This is a genomic window from Paenibacillus woosongensis (assembly GCF_030122845.1).
GTDB classification, from domain to species: domain Bacteria; phylum Bacillota; class Bacilli; order Paenibacillales; family Paenibacillaceae; genus Fontibacillus; species Fontibacillus woosongensis_A.
This window is the reverse complement of sequence record NZ_CP126084.1, coordinates 3,874,939-3,893,231: the sequence shown is the minus strand read 5'-3', so window position 1 is coordinate 3,893,231 and position 18,293 is coordinate 3,874,939. Positions and strand designations below refer to the sequence as shown.

The window sequence follows — 18,293 nt, the reverse complement described above, 5'->3', positions numbered from 1 at the left end:
GATGAATCAGTCTCCAGCTCATTTTATAGCAATCTGTTCAGATTCCATCGGAGAGACTGCGGAAGCGGTTGTCCGGGCCACTCTTGAGCAATTCGAATTACCCAACACCGAGATCAAGAGATTCATGAACGTTCGCAATGAAGAAGAGTTAAGTCGGTTGATGGAGGAAGTATCTGAACGTGGAGGTTTTGTCGTATATACGTTAGTGCAGCCTGAGCTTCGGGAGGCGATGAGGGAAGAAGCCGTCCGCTTAAACGTTCGTGCTGTGGATATTATGGGGCCGATGATGCAGGCTTTTGTGGATACATTTAATGACACGCCCAAGCGTACCCCCGGCCATAAGCTCGATGAGGATTATTACCAGCGGGTGGACGCCATCGAATTTGCTGTGAATAACGACGACGGCAAAGATGTGGGCGCAATACTTAAAGCGGATATCGTCATTCTTGGCGTTTCGCGCATTTCCAAGACGCCGCTGTCTATGTTTTTGGCGCATAAGGGGAAAAAGGTCGTCAACTATCCCGTCGTACCTGAATTAACACCCCCGAGCCAGTTGAAGGAGGTCAGCAGCGATAAAATTGTCGGATTAACGATTGACGCGAAGCATTTGGTCAAAATCCGCTCGGAACGGCTAAAGGCGCTGGGCCTGCCGGATGATGCCGAATATGCCTCCTTTGAGCGTGTGGAGTATGAATTGAAATATGCCGAGTCGCTGTTTGCCTCGCTGGGCTGCCAGGTGATTGACGTCACCGACAAGGCGATCGAAGAGACGGCAGGGCTCATCATGAAGCACTTATAATTTTATAGAGAAACATCGTGATCCAAAGAGGAGTTTTTGAACTACCATTAAAAAATAAGTTTAAAAACTCAACTTTTCAGCACCGAGAAGGTTGCAGGAACCTGAAGAAGGAGGAGCAGAGTGTAGGAGAAGCCTACATGAGCACCGGACTTCGAAGGTGAGTGCAAGATTCGAAGCCGAGATACACCTAGTGAAACATCGTGATCAAAAGAGGAGTTTTTGAACTACCTTTATAAAAAATTGGGTGGAGGGAGAAACAATGGAGCGTCACATAGCACTGGAATTAGCACGCATTACGGAAGCGGCTGCCCTTGAGGCGGCGCGCTGGACAGGTCGGGGCGATAAGAATAGCGCAGATGAGGCGGCGACGATGGCAATACGCAGCAAATTCAATTCCGTTGCTATTGACGGGACGGTGGTTATTGGCGAAGGGGAGATGGACGAAGCGCCGATGCTATACATCGGTGAAAGAATCGGCAACCGCCGCGGGCCGAGAGTCGACATTGCCGTCGATCCTTTGGAGGGAACGGAGACGGTTGCCAACGGGCTGAATAACGCTATCTCCGTCATCGCCGCAGCTCCCGAGGGCAGCCTGCTTCATGCTCCCGATATTTACATGGAGAAGCTGGCGGTCGGCCCAGCGCTTGCCGGACAGCTCTCGCTGGATGATCCGATCGAGACGACGCTCGCCAAAGCCTCCCGCATACTGGATAAGCCACTGGCGGATATGACGGTATCGATTCTGGACCGGGAGCGGCATTCGGTATTGATCGATGCGCTGCGCAAATCCGGAGTCCGGATCAAGCTGCTGAGCCATGGCGATGTGATGGGTGCCATTGAGGCGGCAATGGAGAAGGAAGTCGATATGTATGTAGGCTCCGGCGGAGCGCCGGAAGGAGTGCTTGCAGCAGCGGCGTTGAAATGCCTTGGCGGGGAAATGCAGGGGAGATTGCTTCCTAACGGTCTTGAGGAATACAACCGCTGCGTCCGCATGGGGCTCTCCAAGCCGGATCAGCTGCTCCGTATGGAGGACATGATCGGTCATGACAACGTCCTGTTCGTGGCTACCGGCGTCACATCAGGTGATTTCCTGCACGGGGTGCGCTACTTGCCGAAGCATAAAGCCGAGACACATTCCGTTATTATGGGTTCCGAGAATAGAACGATCAGTTACATCCAGACGACCCATCATTTCACGGAGCAATTCAATTCGGTGAGAGGGGCCGCTATCTAAACGCTAGATTCTATAGAGCAACACAAAATCGACAGGGACTATTTCTGCAGATGGCTTAGTTTGTAGAATAGTCCCGTTTTTTCGGAGTAATTTAAATAAATTATAGAAAAATATTAAAATTATGGTAAAATCGATAAATAGGAGGTGATCATGAGGACAATAAAAGGGAGAAAGGAGGTTGCAAGGCCAATCTATCGGCCTGGAAATTGAAAGCGCTTACTATTTTTTGTGCTTACTATAACCTATAAAGGACGTGAATAGTATGAAACAAAGATTAGCTTTATTGTTGGTACTAACAGTAATGATAAGCATGTTCTCTCTTCCATCTTCCCAGGCAGCCGATCCCGGATACGTTGGATTTGCAACCATGAACGGCGGAACGACCGGCGGAGCAGGCGGTACCTCTGTTACGGTAACCACAGGGGCCGCGCTTCAAACCGCGCTCAAGAATAAAGGCAGCCAGCCGCTGACCATTTATGTGTCGGGCAAAATTACGCCAGCCAATTCCTCGGATAACAAAATCAGCATCAAAGACGTTAATGACGTCTCTATACTTGGCACAGGCGCCGGTGCTGAATTCGAGGGTATTGGCATTAAAGTGACCCGTGCGAACAATATCATTATTCGCAATCTGAAAATCCACCATGTCAATATTGGCGACAAGGACGCCATCAGCATCGAAGGCCCGGCAAATAATGTCTGGGTTGACCACAACGAATTATACGCTACTCTCAATTCCGACAAGGATGATTATGACGGTCTGATCGATGTGAAGAAAAACGCCCAATATATTACGATCTCCTACAACTATATCCATGACAGCTGGAAAACCTCGCTCATCGGCTCCTCCGACAGCGACAATTACGACCGGAAAATCACGTATCACCATAACCGCTTTGAAAATATTAATTCCCGCGGTCCGCTGTTCCGCTTCGGCCAGGGCCATTTATTCAACAACTATTACAACAATATTATCGATACGGGCATCAACTCCAGAATGGGAGCCAAGCTCCGCATCGAGCATAATGTCTTTGAGAATTCCAAGGATCCGATTGTTACATTGTACAGTAAGGAGCAAGGATACTGGGATGTGAAAAATAACCTGTTCGTGAACAGCACCGGCAGTATGCCGACGACTTCGACGACCAGCTACACGCCTCCGTACAGCTATACGCTGGATGCGGTTAACACGGTGAAGAATCATGTGATTGCCAACGCAGGCGTAGGCAAGATTAACGTTGGAAAGTAAAAGGGTGGGATTTAGGACGCGTGTCCCGGCAGGGACACGCATTTTTCTTGTCTGGTTTGATCCGCTGTGATCTTCGCTTTATGCAGTAAGAAGGGTCACAGACGATGCGGAGCAATTATTTTAAGATGTAAGCTGGCCTAATTTTGCATTAAAGGAGTCAAAGCATGAAATATAAATCTTTGGAGCTGGAGAAGCCTCTGAGCTACGAATTGGAAGGGCTGGAGATCGGCATGACCTCCAATTGCAACTTTCGCTGCGACTATTGCTGCGCCTATCAGCGAAACGATGGGAACAGCATTGGCGCCAAGGAGGTGATCCCTCTGCTGGAGCAGCTGCCGTCCCTGAAGCGGGTTAGGTTGTCCGGCGGGGAGGTCACCCTGAAGTATGAGGATTGCGTCGAGGTCGTAAGCTATTGCTCGGCTCGCGGCATTCAGACTCAGCTTAATTCCAACGGCAGCCTGCTGAATGAGGAGCGGATTCGGCGGCTGGCCGACGCGGGATTGACGACGATCCATATTTCCTTCAACTTTACGACGGCGGAGGAGTTCTCCCGGTATTATCACCTTCACCCTAACGTATATCGCAAAATCAGAGATAACATCGCCATGTTCGCCTCTACCAGAGTGGACACTGTGCTGGAGACGCTGCTATTCAGCGAAACCGAGCATCATATGAAGGAAATTCACGATCATGTCTATGACATGGGGGTCCGTACGCATGAGATACAGAACAGCATCATTATGAATCACAGCGGGTGGAAGGCTATTGCGGCCCGGGATGCGTTAAAGCAGGCAGTCAACGAGCTTATTGCCCGTAGAAAAAACGACATGACACTGTATTTCACCTGTATGGACCGGTTTATGGAGGAGCTTGGATTTCAGGAGCAGCCTGGCGTATATTTTCCGCACTGCATTGAAGGGAAGAAGCAGCTTCACCTGCATGGCAACGGCGACATTCTTATTTCGGAGCTGTGCCATCCCGTCGTCATTGGCAATATTCATGCAGGCGCTTCGCTGCGAGATATCTACAGTGATATGCCGGCGGCCTTGAGGGATTATCTGGACCGGGAGCCATGCCCCGCGCGCGAGGCCTTGTTTCCGTCCAGTGGATGAAATGATGTAGTCATAGGCGGGCCGGAGTATGCTAATCGGAGCTAAAATGTGAAGAGGATGTCCCCAGAATAAACTTTACGACCGTTTGCCCTTGATGTGACCAAACACGTTTTCCACCCTTTACATCGGGCAAATCGTGGATTTCTCGTTCTGGCGAGTATGAATCATGGACTTCTCGTTCTGCGAGCATGAATCGCGAATTTTTCGTTCTAAATGGATTTATAGTAGTTAGTTTCTGCAGCAAGGAAAGAAAAGTAGATTTAAATGGATTTCATGTCGTTAGAAGAGGGGAGCTCGCCATCATAGGCGGGATTCTTGATTTTAGGTGCATAAAATCCATCTAATCCATTGAACCATTCGTTTAGAGCATAATTAGATACATAAATTCCATTTAGTGCTCGAGTTCGATAGAAGTGCTCGAGTTCGATAGAAGTGTTCGAGTTCGATAGCTATGTTCGTGTTCGATTGCTTATGCTCGAGCTCGACAGCTTATATAAGCTGAGTCAAAGAATGGGATGCAGGCAAGGGAGAAATGGATTCCGCAGAAATGAGTTCCACAGAAACGGATTCCGGCAGACGGATAGCATTCTAAAAAAAGATAGGGGCGCCCCTCAGTCATCTATGATGACGAGGGGACAGCCCCTTTGCCGTTTGTCGGTATTCCAATTCGTTCTGTCCGGTGCTCCAGCCGGCCCGTTAGGAGCGGCCGCGGATCTCCTGGCGGAGAAACAGGACATAGGAAAGGGCGAAGCAGATCAAGGTCAGCGCAATAAGGCCGGTCACCTGCGGCCAGACGAGCAGCAGGCTTTGCCCGAAGGGCAGAGGGCTGGCAATGGCGCCGTAGACCTGCTCGGTCGTCAGCGGCCCCAGGTTGCGGACCGAGGGCATGAGCAGCGTGGTGGTTGCCTCATTAAACAGCGTGTAAGGCGATAGTCTGCTTAGCCACAGCATCTGGTTCTGGAAGCCGACGATGTCCTCGACCGTGGCGGTTCCGGCGTTCGGCGCGATTCCTTTGGACACGATATTCAGGATCATGTCGTAGAAGAAGCTGAAGAACAGCCAGACGGAAATTCCCGACAGCGCCGAGGTAGCCGGCTGGCGGAAGCGCACGGAGAATAGGATGGACAAATTAAGCCAGAACCCGATGTAGAAAATAATGATGAAAATGAAGCTGATCATTCTTAAGAATTCCTCCAGAGTCGGGGGAATGCCTAAAATGATCGTCCCCAGCGCCATGATCAGGAAGCCGAGCATCAGGAACATCATGCTGATGACGCTAAGCGAGGCGACGAACTTCGCGTTAAGCAGCGCGTCGCGGTGCAGCGGCTGGGCCATGATCCGGCTTAAGGTCCCTTTATTGCGCTCGCTGTTGACGGCGTCGAAGCCGAGGCCGATTCCAAGGAGCGGACCCAGGAATCCGATGAAGCTGATGAAGGACGGCAGAGTTCCGTCCGACAGCGTGAACATCTTCAGGATCACGAATTCATTCGCCGAGCTGTCCGACTGAATGGCCTCTTGTATACTGTTCATGGCCGTAGAGAGAGAGGCGATGCAGGTAAGCAGAATGATGCCGAGCAGCAGCATGAACCGCCAGCTGCGGATATGGTCGGAGATCTCCTTGCGCACCAATACGCGGAAGGGCGAGGTTCTCCAGCCTCCGGATTCCTTGCTTCGCTCGAAGACGGAGCCGCGGCCTTCGCCTTCGCTTCTGCGGAACAGCGGCTGGCGCCGGAGCCATTCCCGCACGCTATTCGCCAGGCGGCGCAGGCTGCCCTTCAGGTCAGTCCTGCTGTGTTTCAGGTCGGCTGCTTCCTTGTTCATGCTGTTCACCCCCTTCAAAATAACGGTGATAGATCTCGTCGAGCCCGTATTCCTTCCGCTGCAGGCCGAACAAGGCTACGCCGTCCTCGATGATCATCCGGGCGATCGCATCGCTGCAGTCGGTATCCGAGCCAACGATCATCCGGCTGCGGCCGGCGGATTCTGCTCCAGCCGAAGTGGCAGCAAGGTCCGCTTTGTCCCCGTCTGCCGGCTCGGCGTGCCGCACGCCCGGGATGGCGCGGATCCGCTCCAGCAGTCCGTTATTCAATGGACCGCTCTCCACGGTAATCTGCAGCGGATCGTCAGCGAACAGCGACCGGGACAGGCTGGCGATATCGCCTTCGGCAAGCAGCTGGCCGCGAACGAATAATCCGACCCGGTCGCAGATTTGCTGCACTTGATGCAGCTGATGGGAGGACAGCAGCACGGTCAAGCCCTGCTCCTCGCTCAGGCTGCGGATCAGGGCCAGCAGCTCATCCATTCCCTTGGGGTCAATCCCCAGCGTCGGTTCGTCCAGAATGATGATTTCCGGCGCCTTGATCAGGACGTCGGCCAATCCGAGCCGCTGCCGCATACCGCGGGAGTATGCCCCCGTTTTTTTATGGGCGGCATGCTGCAGGCCCACGCTCTCCAGCAGCTGGTAGGCCCGCTCCTTCGCCTCCGCTTCCGGCACCTGGTTCAGCCTTGCCGTCAGCACCAGATTTTCCAGGCCGGTCCGGTCTTCATAAAAGCCGACGTCGTCGGGCAAATATCCGACCTTGCGTTTGACGGGAATAGGCTCCCTGGTCGGATCGAGGCCGAGAACGCTGATGCTGCCCTCGTCAGGCTCGCTGAGCCCGAGCAGCATGAGAATTGTCGTCGATTTGCCGGCTCCGTTCGGCCCGAGCAGACCGAAGATTTCGCCGCGTTTAATCTGCAGGGACAGCTGGTCTACGGCTTTTACGCCGTTATAGCTTTTCGTCAACGCGTGAATGTCGATGACCGTCTCTGTCACGGTTATCGCCTCCCGTATTTGCGAATCAAATAGTAGATGCCGCCGAGAATCGCAGCGATGACCAGCACTCCGATCCAGCCCCACAGCATGGAGCCCTTAACAGCGATCCGAAATTGCGCCGAGGAGCTGGATTCCGGGGAGGATGCAGTCATGCCCGTGACATAGTCTCCGGCTATTGCCTTTTTGCTGGCGGTAATTTTGGCTTCTACCGTGGTGGATTGGCCGGCGGCCAGCTTGTCGACCGTTTTCGGATTGAAGCTGACTTCCCAATCGACCGGGGCGTTGGAGCTGAGATTAATGTCCGTGAGATCGGCTGTTCCGGTATTCTTGACCAGCAGATTAATCGTTTTGCTGCCGCCTGCAGTCACATCGGCACTCAGCAAGCCGTTTGGAGTCGTCAGCTCCAGGCCATAAGTGCCGGTTATAACGGCCTCCAGCTTCAGCTCCGAGGAGGTGGACTGGTTGGAGGCGCTGACAGGAATGCTGTACGTGCCTTCCTTGACCTGCTCCGGCGGCTGTACCTTGACCGAGATCGACTGGCTGGCGCCAGGCTCCACCTCAACGGAGGAGACCTGATTGTCTCCGGAGGTAAAGGTCACATTCCACCCCGGATCCGCCTGGGCCTGCAGAGCGTAGTTTTGTTTCTCCGCCGTCCGGTTCTGCAGCTTGAGCGAGTAGGTAAAGCTGGAATCGGAAGGTCCCTGCAGATTGGCCTGATCGGTGGTCAGCTCAGTCTGGTAGATTCCTTTCTCCGTAATTTCTACCGTAAAGGGCAGGCGTGCCGCCGAGCCAGCCGTCAGCTCGAAGCGATAGATTCCTTTGTCTATTTGTAGAGGAACCGTCACGTTCAGCGAAACGGTGCTGGATTCGCCGGGCTTGACGGACACTTCCTTCACCCGCCAGCCGCCACTGTTCAACTCGGCTGTCCAGTCTTTGGGCAGATTGTTAAGCTCCAGCGGAACCGTTACGACGTCGGACGTGTTATTGATGACCTCGACGCTGTAATCCAAGGCTTCGCCGGGTGGGACGGAAATCGAAGTGTACGCTGAATACAGCGTGACTCCTCCGGCAGCAGATGCTGGCATTCCCCCGAGCAGGCCGGCTCCGAGAACAAGCAGGAGCAGCATGCTCACCAGTTTCATTTTCCTTCCCCACGATTTCATCGTATGAACCCTCCTTAATATTTTTGTTCATAAGAAGTACGTAGGATGCAGCCGATTTGGATTTATCGAAAGCTTAAAATTAGCTAAATATTTGCTTAAAAGCAGCTAAAAAATGATCGAGCAGGCAAAAAGCCGGATGAAATTTGCTACAATATGCGTAAAATAACTGGCCCTAAGATAGGCCCAATATGATCCTAAGTTACAGGTTATGGTCAAGGAGGGACGGGGGATGAAGGAGAGCCCCGAATTATGGCTGGCGGAGATTGCGGAGGGGTCGGTAACGGCGTTCAGCCGTTTCTACGATGCCTATGCTCCGATGGTGTACAGGTTGGCAGAGCAGTGCATGAAGAATGCTGCCGAGGCGGAGGACGTGTGTCACGACGTATTCATTGAAATTATGGATAAGGCAGGCGGTTATAACCCGGCTCGGGGCAGTGTGGAGGCCTGGCTTGCGGTACGCACGCGCAGCCGGGCCCTGGATCGGCTGCGGAAGCAGCAGCGATGGTCTGTGGCGGAGGAATGGAGCATGGATCAGGAAGCGGATATCCTCTGGAGCAGGGGGATGGAATCCGCTGAGTATGAGGCGCTGCGCAAATGGGAGCAGGAGCAGCTGAAGCAGGCGATGCAGGCTATCCCGCCGATGCAGCGGATGGCGCTTCATGGTAGCTATATTGAGCAGCTGTCACATCGTGAAATCGCCGAGCATATGAAGAGGCCCGTTGGAACGGTCAAGTCGTTAATCCGTTATGGCATCCGCAATTTGCGGCGCCGGCTGGACGAGATGAACCTGGGCAAGCTGGGAGGGGGAGTGGAGCCGTATGCGCAGGATAAATTGCACAAATAATCCGATGGATCCGCTTCATGACCGGGCTGAGCCCTGCGGCTTGTTTGCGGAGGAGCAGCTGGCCGATTTCGCAATGGGACGGCTGCCGGACGGAGAAAAGGCCAGGATGGAGGAGCACCGGCGGCGGTGCCGGTCCTGTGATGCGATGATTCATGAATGGACGGAGCTGCTGGGTCAGGCGGCCATCGGCATCGGACCGGTCTTTAACGATTCGGAGGGAGGCGGGGAGCCTCCTGCGAATCGGCAGGCGTATTTGCGCCCGCATGCACCGGTGCACTCATTGCCGCATCCGCCGCGAAGGCTGCGCCGCAGGCTGATCCTCTCATTCCGGCTGCGTTCATTTCGCCGCAAATGGGCAGCGGATCGAAGCCGATATACCTTCGGCGCCATAGGCGGGCTGGCGATAATCCTCCTGTTCGGCGGCTTGTTTGCCCTTCGTCCGCAGAACTGGCCCGGCGAGCAGCAAAGCCGGATTGAACGGGATATTTCGCATCAAATCCATCTGATTCAGAGCGCTGATACGGAGCGGTATGCGATTGAGCCTCACCCCCCTTATTACGGGGAAGGCACGGTCTGGCTGAAGCGGGAGTCCGGCGAAATGCTGATCGTTGTGGACGGGCTCCTCTCGGTGGTGGAGAAGGATTATCAGATTTGGCTGCAGATGGAGGACGAGGCGAGCAGCCCGGGAATTCTTCCGGTGCAGCATCCCCAGGGGAAAACCTATTACCACGGATACGGGGCGAAGGAAGCCGAGCGGCTGATCATTAGCCTGGAGCCGAAGGGCGGCAGCAGGGTGCAGACCGGTCCCGAGGCGGTATGGGTAGAAATGAAACGGTGATAGTGTGGCAGAAAAAGTACTTTTAGAGTGGATCCAATAGAATTTAAGAAATATCGCATTAAAAGATAGGAATTGGACCTGCATTTTTCGGTTAAATCGGCCAACAGGGGAATTTTTGCCCAAATTCGCCGGTTGAAATCGAAGCGGGTCTTCTTTTTATAATAATATTAGCAGCCGACTTCATTGAGTGCTAATATTGAAAGGAGGATACGTATGTGGCTGACAAAAGGGGCAAGCCCGCAAAGCTGCCTGCAGCTGCCAGGGAGCGGCGCAGCAGGCGGAGCTATCGCTATATTTCAGGCGGAACATACGATGCTGTCCTGGAATATGGGATTCAAGCAGATGGCTATTCGAACGGGAAATCAGGCCAAGCGCCTGAGAAAAAGCATAAAGCGGATGCTGCGGCTTGATGACAAGCCGGAGATAACAAAGCAAGGAAGCTGAAGATGACGTGAATTTTCACTATTATGGCAACATGATCGTTGAAAAATCGACCGCCATGATTCAGCTTTTTTAATATCGATCAAGGAAGGGTGATGTTTGTAATGAAGGTATTGCTGTTAGCGGGAGGAATGGGCAGCCGTCTGCTGCCTTTAACGGGCCAATACCCGAAACCCATGGCTCCGGTTGGGAACCGGCCTTGGCTGGAGCACTTGATTACTCAGCTCCGGGATCAGGGTTTCCGTGAAATCGTCATTGCCCTCAAGCATTATCCCGAGCTGGTTCGCGGATATTTCGGCAGCGGGAGGAAGTGGGGAGTGAGCATCGACTACACGCTGGAGAAGGAGGCGCTGGGAACGGCCGGGGCGATCAAGCACGCTGAACCGAAGCTCGGCAATTCATTTATCGTCCTTAATGCCGATGTGGTGCAGGAGCTCGACCTGAAGCCGCTCGTCGATTTTCATGCCGGGCACGGGCAGGCGGTGACCATCGGGCTGACGGAGGTAGAGGACCCTTCGCAATTCGGTGTCGTTGAGCTGGCTGAAGGACAGCGCATCGTCCGCTTTGTGGAGAAGCCGCGGAAGGAGGAGGCGCCGTCCCGGCTCATCAATGCGGGAATCTATGTCATGAACAAGGAGGCGCTGCAGCTTATTCCCGCCGGAAGAGAGGTTTCCATCGAGCGGGAGGTCTTTCCGAAGCTGATTCGCACGGGAATGGGCGTCTTTGGTTATCAGCTTAAAGGCTATTGGCTTGATATGGGCACAAGGGCGAGATATCGCCAGGTGCATTGGGATGTGCTCGATCGAAAGCTGCCGATTCCGATTTATGGCGAGGAGATCCGCCCAGGGGTCTGGGTCGGGCGGCAGTGCAGAATTTCGCCCCGGGCCACGATCGTTCCTCCGGTACTTATCGGGGACAAAGTGCGGATTGAGGACGGCGTGACCGTTGGGCCGTATTCCGTAATCGGGAGCGGCTGCATCATTAAAGAGCAGGCGGAGCTGTCCGAAACGATACTATGGGAAGGCTGCCGCGTCGAGTACGGAGCGCAGCTTCATCAATGCGTCTTCGGCACGGGCGCGGAGGCTGGCCCGAATTATGCGCTCTATGAAGCCGTCGTAAATCGGATGAGGGAGGCGGTGACCTTATGACGAAAATCGCTTTTATCGGTACTTATATTCCCCAGCGCTGCGGCATTGCCACGTATACGCATCATCTGCGCCAGAGCATCCGGGGGGCGAGAGGATGGCGGGGCATCGATCCGGTTATTGCTCTGCGGACGAGCGAGGCTACGGGACTGGAGACGGCTCCCGGTATTTGGGAGCTCGACAAGCATGACCGGAACGCTTATATCCGGGCGGCTGACCGGCTGAACCGCAGCGAGGTGGCCGTGGTATCGCTCCAGCATGAGTTCGGAATATTCGGCGGAGAAGCCGGAGGATATGTGCTGGATCTTGCCGAGCGCTTGGAGAAGCCACTGGCCGTAACTTTCCATACGGTCTTCGAGCAGCCGAAGGAGCCTTACCGCAGCGTGCAGGAGCGTCTGGCGAAGCGAGCCGATATGATCATGGTCATGAACCGGAGGGCGGTAGATTTCCTGCACAGCGCCTTCCGGATTCACCGGGAAAAAATCCAGGTCGTCCCCCATGGCACGCCGGAGCCGGCCCCTGGCAAGCGGATAGCGTACCGCCGCAAAATGGGCTGGAACGGGCGGAAGGTCGTGATGACCTTCGGGCTGCTCGGCCGGGGTAAGGGATTGGAGACGGTCATACATGCGCTGGACAAAGTAGCCCGCGAGGTGCCGGACGTCCTGTATGCGATCGTCGGACAGACGCATCCCGAGGTGAAGAAGCAGGAAGGAGAGGCCTACCGCGAGGAACTGCAAGCGATGATCCAGCAGCGCGGGCTGGAGGACCATGTAACGATGATCGACCGTTACGTGGAGGAGGATGAGCTTGTCGGCCTGCTGTCGGCCTGCGACCTCTACGTGACGCCTTATCCCGGGCTGCAGCAAATAACGAGCGGCACGCTGGCCTATGCCGTAGGGTTGGGCCGGCCGGTGCTGAGCACGCCTTACGTATATGCGGAGGAGCTCCTGGGAAGCTATCCGGAGCTGCTGCTTGCGCCCGGCGATGCCGAGCTGTGGGCCGAGCGGATGTGCAAGCTTCTCGGTAGCGAGGAGGAACGGCTGGAGATGGAGCGCGGCATGATGAACATCGGCCGTGCCATGCACTGGCCAAAGGTCGGCAATCTGCACTTGAGCTTGTTCGGCCAGCTCGCCGCCAAGGCAAAGGCTGGCGCAGCTGCCTCCAGCCTTAAGCAGGATCGGCGGGAATTGGCTCCGAAGGTTGTGGAAGCGTAATGACAGCAACGATAAGCAGAAGGCTTCCCGGGCTGGCCCATCTTCGGCGACTGACCGACGATACGGGGATTACAGAGCACGCACACGGGAAAATTCCCCGACGGAAAGAGGGGTACAGCACGGATGACCAGGCCCGCGCGCTCTGGGCCAGCCTGGAGCTTCTGGAATTGTCCGGCGAGCAGGATCGCCCGCTGCTCTTGCCGCTAATCGATATTTATTTGGCGTTCATGTTGTGGGTGCAGAAGGAGGACGGCCATTATCATAACAATATTGCTTATGATCGCTCGGCGGAGCCGGAGACCCCTTCGGAGGACTGCCTGGGCCGGTGCCTGTGGGCATCCGCTCTGGCTTACTGTCGCCTGGAGGATCCCGGCAGGCAGCTGGCTGCGGAAACATTGCTCGCCCATTCGCTCCCGCTGGTCTCCACGCTGCGGACGCCCCGGGGATGGGCTCACGCATTGGCAGCGCTGGGCCTGCTCAAAAGACATGGTTATCACGATGGTCGAATCCATGGCGCCGCAGCAGCTTCTGCATTTTCCGCAGAGCTGGCGGACTCCGTCATCCAGGAGCTGGCGCGTCGCCTTAAGCAGAGTTACCGCAGCCATGCGGCGGAGGAATGGCAGTGGTATGAGGCCGAGATGACTTACAGCAACGGGCTTCTGCCTTGGGGGATGCTATGGGCCTATGAATCGACCAGGGACAGGGAGGTACTCGACATCGCCTTGAGCAGCCTCGACTTCCTCATCCTGCGGAGCCGCAGTCCCGAGGGACATATTCGTCCGATCGGCAACAGGGGCTGGTGCTCGCGGCATTCCCGGGCCTTATGGGATCAGCAGCCGATCGATGTCATGAAGCTGATGCTGGCCTGCATCAAGGCGGACGAACTGACGGGCGGAACGCGTTACCGTGAGACGGCACGGGCTTGCCGTGACTGGTTCTACGGCGATAACGACGCCGGGGTGCCTCTTGCTGATCACGAAGAGGGCAGCTGCTGTGACGGTCTGCAGGAGAGCGGGGCGAATTTGAACCGGGGTGCAGAATCGACCATCTCCTATTTGCTGGCTGAGGTTATGTATGAAGAGCATTTGGCAAACGAGAAACAGGCAATAGAAAAATAAGTAAAGAGAACAATGAACATAGAAGCAGGGAAAGAGGGAATAGAAAAGTAGATAGTCATAAAGAAATAACATCGTAACTGATGAAGATATTAGTTGGAGCAGCATGGACAGCAAGGCAGCGGCCAAGCCTGTCCCTGCTGCTTTTTTATTAATAGTTCGGTTGGCGTACGATTAATAACAGGAAAAATCCTGGCCTATCCAGTAAATGTAAAAGATTGATATACATATCTGGGCATTTTACAATGATCAGGCGATCCGCGGCGGCTTCCTGGAGCTGACGGAGGATATGCTTGTGAAATACACGCCGAAAACGTGGGAGGCGCTGCCAGCGGCTGCGTGGGATCAGGCAAAGGTATCCGGCAAAGTATACATAGTACCGCAAAACAGTAACGAGGTTGTAGACAAAGTGGTATTGATCCGCGAGGATCTGCGCAAGAAATACAATCTTGAGCCGGTAAACAGCCCGGAGACGTATGCGGCATATCTTAAAACGATTGCAGCCAACGAAAAAGGAATGAATGCATTCGGTGCCAAACCGGGCGACGGCTGGAAATGGCATGAGCTTGACGAGGTGCTGCTGGAGCAGCAAAACAACTGGAAGGTTGTTGATTCGAACGTGCCGTTTGCATTCAAAATGGACGATCCGTCCGGAAAGGTGTTTAACGTTTATGATACGCCTGAATTTACGGATCTGCTCAGAACGGCGTGGCGATTCATGCTACCTCCAAAAACCCGGAGCGTGCGCTGATGCTGATCGATTTACTGCAAAACGACAAGGAAATTCACGATTTGACGATGTACGGCATTGTCGGCAAGCACTATGAGCCAGTGGGCGATGACCAATTTACGCCTGGTCCGAGCTCTACGAACTACACCGGCTTCTCGAACTGGGGATGGAACTCCCTGCTGAACCGTACGGATACGACGTATCCGAAGGAAGCTGACGAAATGCTCAATCAGTGGCAGGAGCATGTATACCATTACCCTCTCGAAACTTTCGTGTTTGACGACAGCAAGGTGAAGAACGAAGTATCGAACCTGGGGAACGTGATGCTGCGCTATGCGATTCCATTGGAATACGGCCTAATCCAGGATATCGAAAAAGGCCAAGCCGATCTGATCAAGCAGCTGCAGGCGGCAGGCATTGATAAAGTGAGCGCCGAGATGCAAAGCCAGGTTGATGCATTCCTGGCAGCACAGAAATAAAACAGGTCCAGAACTGTCCCAAACGTCATGTTTGGGGCAGTTTTTTCAATGAATTTACGGCTGGTCTTTGTATTTTTTGGGCGTTAGGCCATAAGTGCGTTTGAACATGCGAATAAAATAGCTCGTTTCCATGCCGAGCTTCTCGGCCACGCTCTCCACTGTTATGTCGGGGTTCTCTTGAAGGAGCTGGGTCGCCCGGCGCATCCGCAGCTGCAAAATGTACTGCTGGGGCGTCATGCCGTAGCTGGTCACAAACAAACGGTGAAAGTGCTGGGGGGAATAGCCAGCGGCCCTGGCTACGTTCGTCAGCAGCAGCCTTTCGTTGTAGTGGTCGTGGATGAGCTTTACTGCGGCTTGCAGAGCAGGCTGCGGGCTGCCGGAAGCAGTAACGCCCTTCAACGATTTTTTGTCACTGGTCTGCCCTTCAAGCAATGAGATGGTCATGCCGTAAATGCGCTTGGAGGCTTCCCAGTACGATTGCTCCCCGTTCAGGCTGATGAGGTGCCATAGCGACTCAAGCTGGCTCCAGAGCAGCTCGAAGTTGGGTGCCTGCAGCGCTGTCAGCATCAATTCGTGCATTTGCTCCAGCAGCGGCTTGGCCGCATGGCCGTCGAAAGCGACGAAGCCCAAATCCCAATTTTCCGTAGATTCGTAAGGGAAATAAGCGTGCGGGAGATTGGCTGGCAGAAGCAGCGCGGTACCGGGAGTCAACAAAATATCGGCACGGCCTGGGATGCGGAAGATCCCTTGACCGCTGCGGGACAGGAAGAGCTGATGGGCAGGGTAGCCATCGGGCCGCTCGAGGTGCTTCTGTTCATGGCTGCCGACGCAGTAAACGTACAGCGGGAGTATTTGCTCCAAATTGGTGAATTCCGCAAGCAGGAAAGGCATCATGGCTTTTAGTGACCTCCAGATTGAAAATAGTCCAATGTTAAGATAAGACGATTATTAGTTGTATATGTTCTATGATTATAAGAGGATTTTGGTCTATTATCAAAGGTGGATAAGTGAATATGACGATTTTATAAGGAGAGATACAGCGATGACGAAGAAATTTCCACCGATCAGCGACAGGCTTCCCGTCTTGATGCACGGAGCGGATTATAACCCGGACCAATGGCTGCATGATCCAAAGGTGCTGGAAGAGGATATCCGCATGATGAAGCTCGCCAACTGCAACGTAATGGCGCTTGGCATGTTCTCCTGGGCTGCTCTTGAACCTGAAGAAGGGGTATTTACGTTTGAATGGCTGGACCGGGTACTCGATTCGTTTGCGGCGAACGGCATTTATGCCTGGCTGTCCACGCCAAGCGGCGCACGCCCGGCCTGGATGTCGGCGAAATATACCGAAGTGCTGCGGGTGGAGAAGAACCGCGTCCGCAATTTGCATGGCATGAGACATAATCACTGCTACACATCCCCGGTTTACCGGGAGAAGACAGCGATCATTAACGGCAAGCTGGCGGAGCGCTACGGAAACCATCCTGCCGTCATCGGCTGGCATATTTCGAACGAGCTGGGCGGAGACTGCCATTGCGACTATTGTCAGGAGGCGTTCCGGGCATGGCTGAAGGAGAAATATGGCACGCTGGAGAAGCTTAATTTTGCCTGGTGGACATCCTTCTGGGCCCATACATACACCGATTGGAGTCAGATCGAGTCGCCTGCTCCTCACGGGGAAAATATGGTTCACGGACAGAACCTGGACTGGCGCCGTTTCGTGACCGATCAAATGACGGATTTCTGCAATCATGAGATCCAGTCCGTGAAGAAGGCGAATCCTGCCTTGCCGGCGACGACGAATATGCATATGACGGATGGGCTGGACTACCGGAAACTGGCCAAGATTCTTGACGTCATTTCCTGGGATGTGTATCCGACCTGGCATGATTATAAAAATGACATTGAGCTGGGCGCTTCGGTCTCTTTCTGGCATGATCTGTATCGTTCGCTGCAGCAGAAGCCATTCCTGCTGATGGAGAGTACGCCGAGCCTGACAAACTGGCAGCCGGTCAGCAAGCTGAAGCAGCCGGGCATGCATAAGCTGTCCTCCCTGCAGGCGGTCGCTCACGGCTCGGATTCCGTGCAATATTTCCAGTGGCGCAAGAGCAGAGGCTCCAGCGAGAAATTCCACGGGGCGGTCGTGGATCACGTTGGACATGAGCATACAAGAGTGTTCAAGGATGTCGCCGATTTGGGACGTACGCTTGCCGATATTTCCGAGATTGCGGGCACGCCGACTCCGGCGAAGACAGCGATTCTCTTCGATTGGGATAATCGCTGGGCCGTACAGGATGCGCAAGGACCGCGCAATTCAGGCATCCATTATGAGGAGACGGTAATCGCGCATCACCGGGCGATTTGGGAGCAGGGCGTACCGACGGATATTATCGGCTCGGAGGATGACTTTAGCGGTTATAAGCTGATCGTTGCTCCAATGCTGTATCTGTGCCGTGAGGAGACGGGCCGCGAGCTGGAGAAGTTCGTTGAGAATGGCGGAACTCTGGTTACGACCTACTGGTCCGGCATCGTCGATGAGCATGATCTGTGCCATCTTGGCGGGTTTCCAGGGCCGCTGCGCAAGACGCTTGGCATCTGGGCGGAGGAGATCGAAGGATTGTACGATCATGACCGGAACGGCATAGCGATGGCCGAGGGCAATGAACTGGGCTTCACGGGCAGCTTCGAGTCCCATGAAATCTGCGAGCTGATTCATACGGAAGGCGCCGAGGTATTGGGAACCTATACGGACAGCTTCTATGCGGGCAAACCGGCATTGACTGTGAACCGCTTCGGGCAAGGCCGCGCTTACCATATGGCGACGCGCCTGAAGGACGATTTCCTGGGCGAGTTCTACAAGCAGATCGTTAATGTCGCAGGCGTTGACCGGGTTATTCATACTGAACTGCCTGCCGGCGTGACCGCTCAGGTCCGGACGGATGGGGAATTCGATTATGTGTTCGTGATGAACTTCAGCGGACAGGAGCAGCATGTACAACTGGATGATCGTCAATATGTGAATATGGAAACAGGCGAAGCGTTGAGCGGAAAACTCACCTTGCCTGTTCACGGAGTAGTTGTATTGAAACGTCCGGCTTAAGCCGCAAACCTGCCA

At 54.4% G+C, this 18,293-nt stretch carries 17 protein-coding genes; 13 read left to right on the top strand and 4 right to left on the bottom strand.

The features are described from left to right. Position 1 precedes the first annotated feature (1 nt). The 4 genes from QNH46_RS17825 (at position 2) to QNH46_RS17810 (ending at position 4,394) form a co-directional block, all read left to right on the top strand. Positions 2 to 799: a pyruvate, water dikinase regulatory protein gene (locus QNH46_RS17825; RefSeq protein ID WP_283925456.1), complete on the top strand. Its 798-nt coding sequence runs from the start codon at positions 2 to 4 to the stop codon at positions 797 to 799. A 259-nt stretch (positions 800 to 1,058) separates the two neighbouring features. Then, positions 1,059 to 2,033 carry a class II fructose-bisphosphatase gene (gene glpX / locus QNH46_RS17820; protein ID WP_155610703.1) on the top strand — a complete coding sequence of 325 codons (975 nt, stop codon included), beginning with the start codon at positions 1,059 to 1,061 and terminating at the stop codon, positions 2,031 to 2,033. Positions 2,034 to 2,334: 301 nt separating this feature from the next. After that, a complete protein-coding gene (locus tag QNH46_RS17815) occupies positions 2,335 to 3,282 on the top strand; it encodes a pectate lyase family protein (protein ID WP_283928483.1) in 948 nt (315 codons plus the stop codon). 164 nt (positions 3,283 to 3,446) lie between these two features. Further along, a complete protein-coding gene (locus tag QNH46_RS17810) occupies positions 3,447 to 4,394 on the top strand; it encodes a radical SAM protein (protein ID WP_283925455.1) in 948 nt (315 codons plus the stop codon). 696 nt (positions 4,395 to 5,090) lie between these two features. Here the strand turns inward: QNH46_RS17810 and QNH46_RS17805 are convergent. From QNH46_RS17805 to QNH46_RS17795, 3 genes are read right to left on the bottom strand one after another with little or no spacing between them, the layout of a single operon-like run. Then, positions 5,091 to 6,215 carry an ABC transporter permease gene (locus QNH46_RS17805; protein ID WP_283925454.1) on the bottom strand — a complete coding sequence of 375 codons (1,125 nt, stop codon included), beginning with the start codon at positions 6,213 to 6,215 and terminating at the stop codon, positions 5,091 to 5,093. Next, positions 6,175 to 7,209, bottom strand: a complete 1,035-nt coding sequence (locus QNH46_RS17800; RefSeq protein ID WP_283925453.1) for an ABC transporter ATP-binding protein — start codon at positions 7,207 to 7,209, stop codon at positions 6,175 to 6,177. Before QNH46_RS17800 ends, QNH46_RS17805 begins: the two co-directional genes overlap by 41 nt. Before the next feature lie 2 nt (positions 7,210 to 7,211). Beyond that, positions 7,212 to 8,372 (bottom strand): COG1470 family protein, encoded by a 1,161-nt coding sequence (locus tag QNH46_RS17795; protein ID WP_283925452.1) that lies wholly within the window; start codon positions 8,370 to 8,372, stop codon positions 7,212 to 7,214. A 229-nt stretch (positions 8,373 to 8,601) separates the two neighbouring features. Between QNH46_RS17795 and QNH46_RS17790 the strand changes: the two genes are divergently transcribed. The 8 genes from QNH46_RS17790 to QNH46_RS17755 all read left to right on the top strand — a co-directional run bounded on the left by QNH46_RS17790 (position 8,602) and on the right by QNH46_RS17755 (position 15,178). Continuing rightward, positions 8,602 to 9,216, top strand: coding sequence for an RNA polymerase sigma factor (locus QNH46_RS17790; protein WP_283925451.1), 615 nt, complete (start codon positions 8,602 to 8,604; stop codon positions 9,214 to 9,216). Further along, entirely contained in the window at positions 9,191 to 10,054 is an 864-nt protein-coding gene (locus QNH46_RS17785) for an anti-sigma factor (RefSeq protein ID WP_283925450.1), read from the top strand. Before QNH46_RS17790 ends, QNH46_RS17785 begins: the two co-directional genes overlap by 26 nt. Positions 10,055 to 10,267: 213 nt before the next feature. Next, positions 10,268 to 10,498: a hypothetical protein gene (locus QNH46_RS17780; protein WP_283925449.1), complete on the top strand. Its 231-nt coding sequence runs from the start codon at positions 10,268 to 10,270 to the stop codon at positions 10,496 to 10,498. 101 nt (positions 10,499 to 10,599) lie between these two features. After that, a complete protein-coding gene (locus QNH46_RS17775; protein ID WP_283925448.1) occupies positions 10,600 to 11,643 on the top strand; it encodes a nucleotidyltransferase family protein in 1,044 nt (347 codons plus the stop codon). Then, positions 11,640 to 12,854: a glycosyltransferase family 4 protein gene (locus QNH46_RS17770; protein WP_283925447.1), complete on the top strand. Its 1,215-nt coding sequence runs from the start codon at positions 11,640 to 11,642 to the stop codon at positions 12,852 to 12,854. The genes QNH46_RS17775 and QNH46_RS17770 overlap by 4 nt, the downstream gene beginning before the upstream one ends. Continuing rightward, positions 12,854 to 13,972, top strand: a complete 1,119-nt coding sequence (locus tag QNH46_RS17765; RefSeq protein WP_283925446.1) for a glycosyl transferase — start codon at positions 12,854 to 12,856, stop codon at positions 13,970 to 13,972. The genes QNH46_RS17770 and QNH46_RS17765 overlap by 1 nt, the downstream gene beginning before the upstream one ends. A gap of 286 nt (positions 13,973 to 14,258) precedes the next feature. Beyond that, positions 14,259 to 14,720: a type 2 periplasmic-binding domain-containing protein gene (locus tag QNH46_RS17760; protein WP_283925445.1), complete on the top strand. Its 462-nt coding sequence runs from the start codon at positions 14,259 to 14,261 to the stop codon at positions 14,718 to 14,720. Further along, positions 14,678 to 15,178, top strand: coding sequence for a DUF3502 domain-containing protein (locus QNH46_RS17755; protein ID WP_283925444.1), 501 nt, complete (start codon positions 14,678 to 14,680; stop codon positions 15,176 to 15,178). The genes QNH46_RS17760 and QNH46_RS17755 overlap by 43 nt, the downstream gene beginning before the upstream one ends. Positions 15,179 to 15,232: 54 nt before the next feature. Here the strand turns inward: QNH46_RS17755 and QNH46_RS17750 are convergent, their stop codons facing one another. Continuing rightward, positions 15,233 to 16,072, bottom strand: a complete 840-nt coding sequence (locus QNH46_RS17750) for an AraC family transcriptional regulator (RefSeq protein ID WP_283925443.1) — start codon at positions 16,070 to 16,072, stop codon at positions 15,233 to 15,235. Between the two features lie 148 nt (positions 16,073 to 16,220). Between QNH46_RS17750 and QNH46_RS17745 the strand changes: the two genes are divergently transcribed. Next, a complete protein-coding gene (locus tag QNH46_RS17745) occupies positions 16,221 to 18,278 on the top strand; it encodes a beta-galactosidase (protein WP_283925442.1) in 2,058 nt (685 codons plus the stop codon). The last annotated feature ends 15 nt before the right edge of the window (positions 18,279 to 18,293 follow it).

Bases quoted from the DNA above. Each gene is read 5' to 3' on its own strand.
- QNH46_RS17760 (WP_283925445.1), top strand. From the start codon at position 14,259: ATGCTTGTGAAATACACGCCGAAAACGTGGGAGGCGCTGCCAGCGGCT.
- QNH46_RS17770 (WP_283925447.1), top strand. From the start codon at position 11,640: ATGACGAAAATCGCTTTTATCGGTACTTATATTCCCCAGCGCTGCGGC.
- QNH46_RS17825 (WP_283925456.1), top strand. From the start codon at position 2: ATGAATCAGTCTCCAGCTCATTTTATAGCAATCTGTTCAGATTCCATC.
- QNH46_RS17785 (WP_283925450.1), top strand. From the start codon at position 9,191: ATGCGCAGGATAAATTGCACAAATAATCCGATGGATCCGCTTCATGAC.
- QNH46_RS17810 (WP_283925455.1), top strand. From the start codon at position 3,447: ATGAAATATAAATCTTTGGAGCTGGAGAAGCCTCTGAGCTACGAATTG.
- QNH46_RS17790 (WP_283925451.1), top strand. From the start codon at position 8,602: ATGAAGGAGAGCCCCGAATTATGGCTGGCGGAGATTGCGGAGGGGTCG.
- QNH46_RS17780 (WP_283925449.1), top strand. From the start codon at position 10,268: ATGTGGCTGACAAAAGGGGCAAGCCCGCAAAGCTGCCTGCAGCTGCCA.
- QNH46_RS17795 (WP_283925452.1), bottom strand. From the start codon at position 8,372: ATGAAATCGTGGGGAAGGAAAATGAAACTGGTGAGCATGCTGCTCCTG.
- QNH46_RS17750 (WP_283925443.1), bottom strand. From the start codon at position 16,072: ATGATGCCTTTCCTGCTTGCGGAATTCACCAATTTGGAGCAAATACTC.
- glpX (WP_155610703.1), top strand. From the start codon at position 1,059: ATGGAGCGTCACATAGCACTGGAATTAGCACGCATTACGGAAGCGGCT.
- QNH46_RS17765 (WP_283925446.1), top strand. From the start codon at position 12,854: ATGACAGCAACGATAAGCAGAAGGCTTCCCGGGCTGGCCCATCTTCGG.
- QNH46_RS17815 (WP_283928483.1), top strand. From the start codon at position 2,335: ATGATAAGCATGTTCTCTCTTCCATCTTCCCAGGCAGCCGATCCCGGA.
- QNH46_RS17775 (WP_283925448.1), top strand. From the start codon at position 10,600: ATGAAGGTATTGCTGTTAGCGGGAGGAATGGGCAGCCGTCTGCTGCCT.
- QNH46_RS17745 (WP_283925442.1), top strand. From the start codon at position 16,221: ATGACGAAGAAATTTCCACCGATCAGCGACAGGCTTCCCGTCTTGATG.
- QNH46_RS17805 (WP_283925454.1), bottom strand. From the start codon at position 6,215: ATGAACAAGGAAGCAGCCGACCTGAAACACAGCAGGACTGACCTGAAG.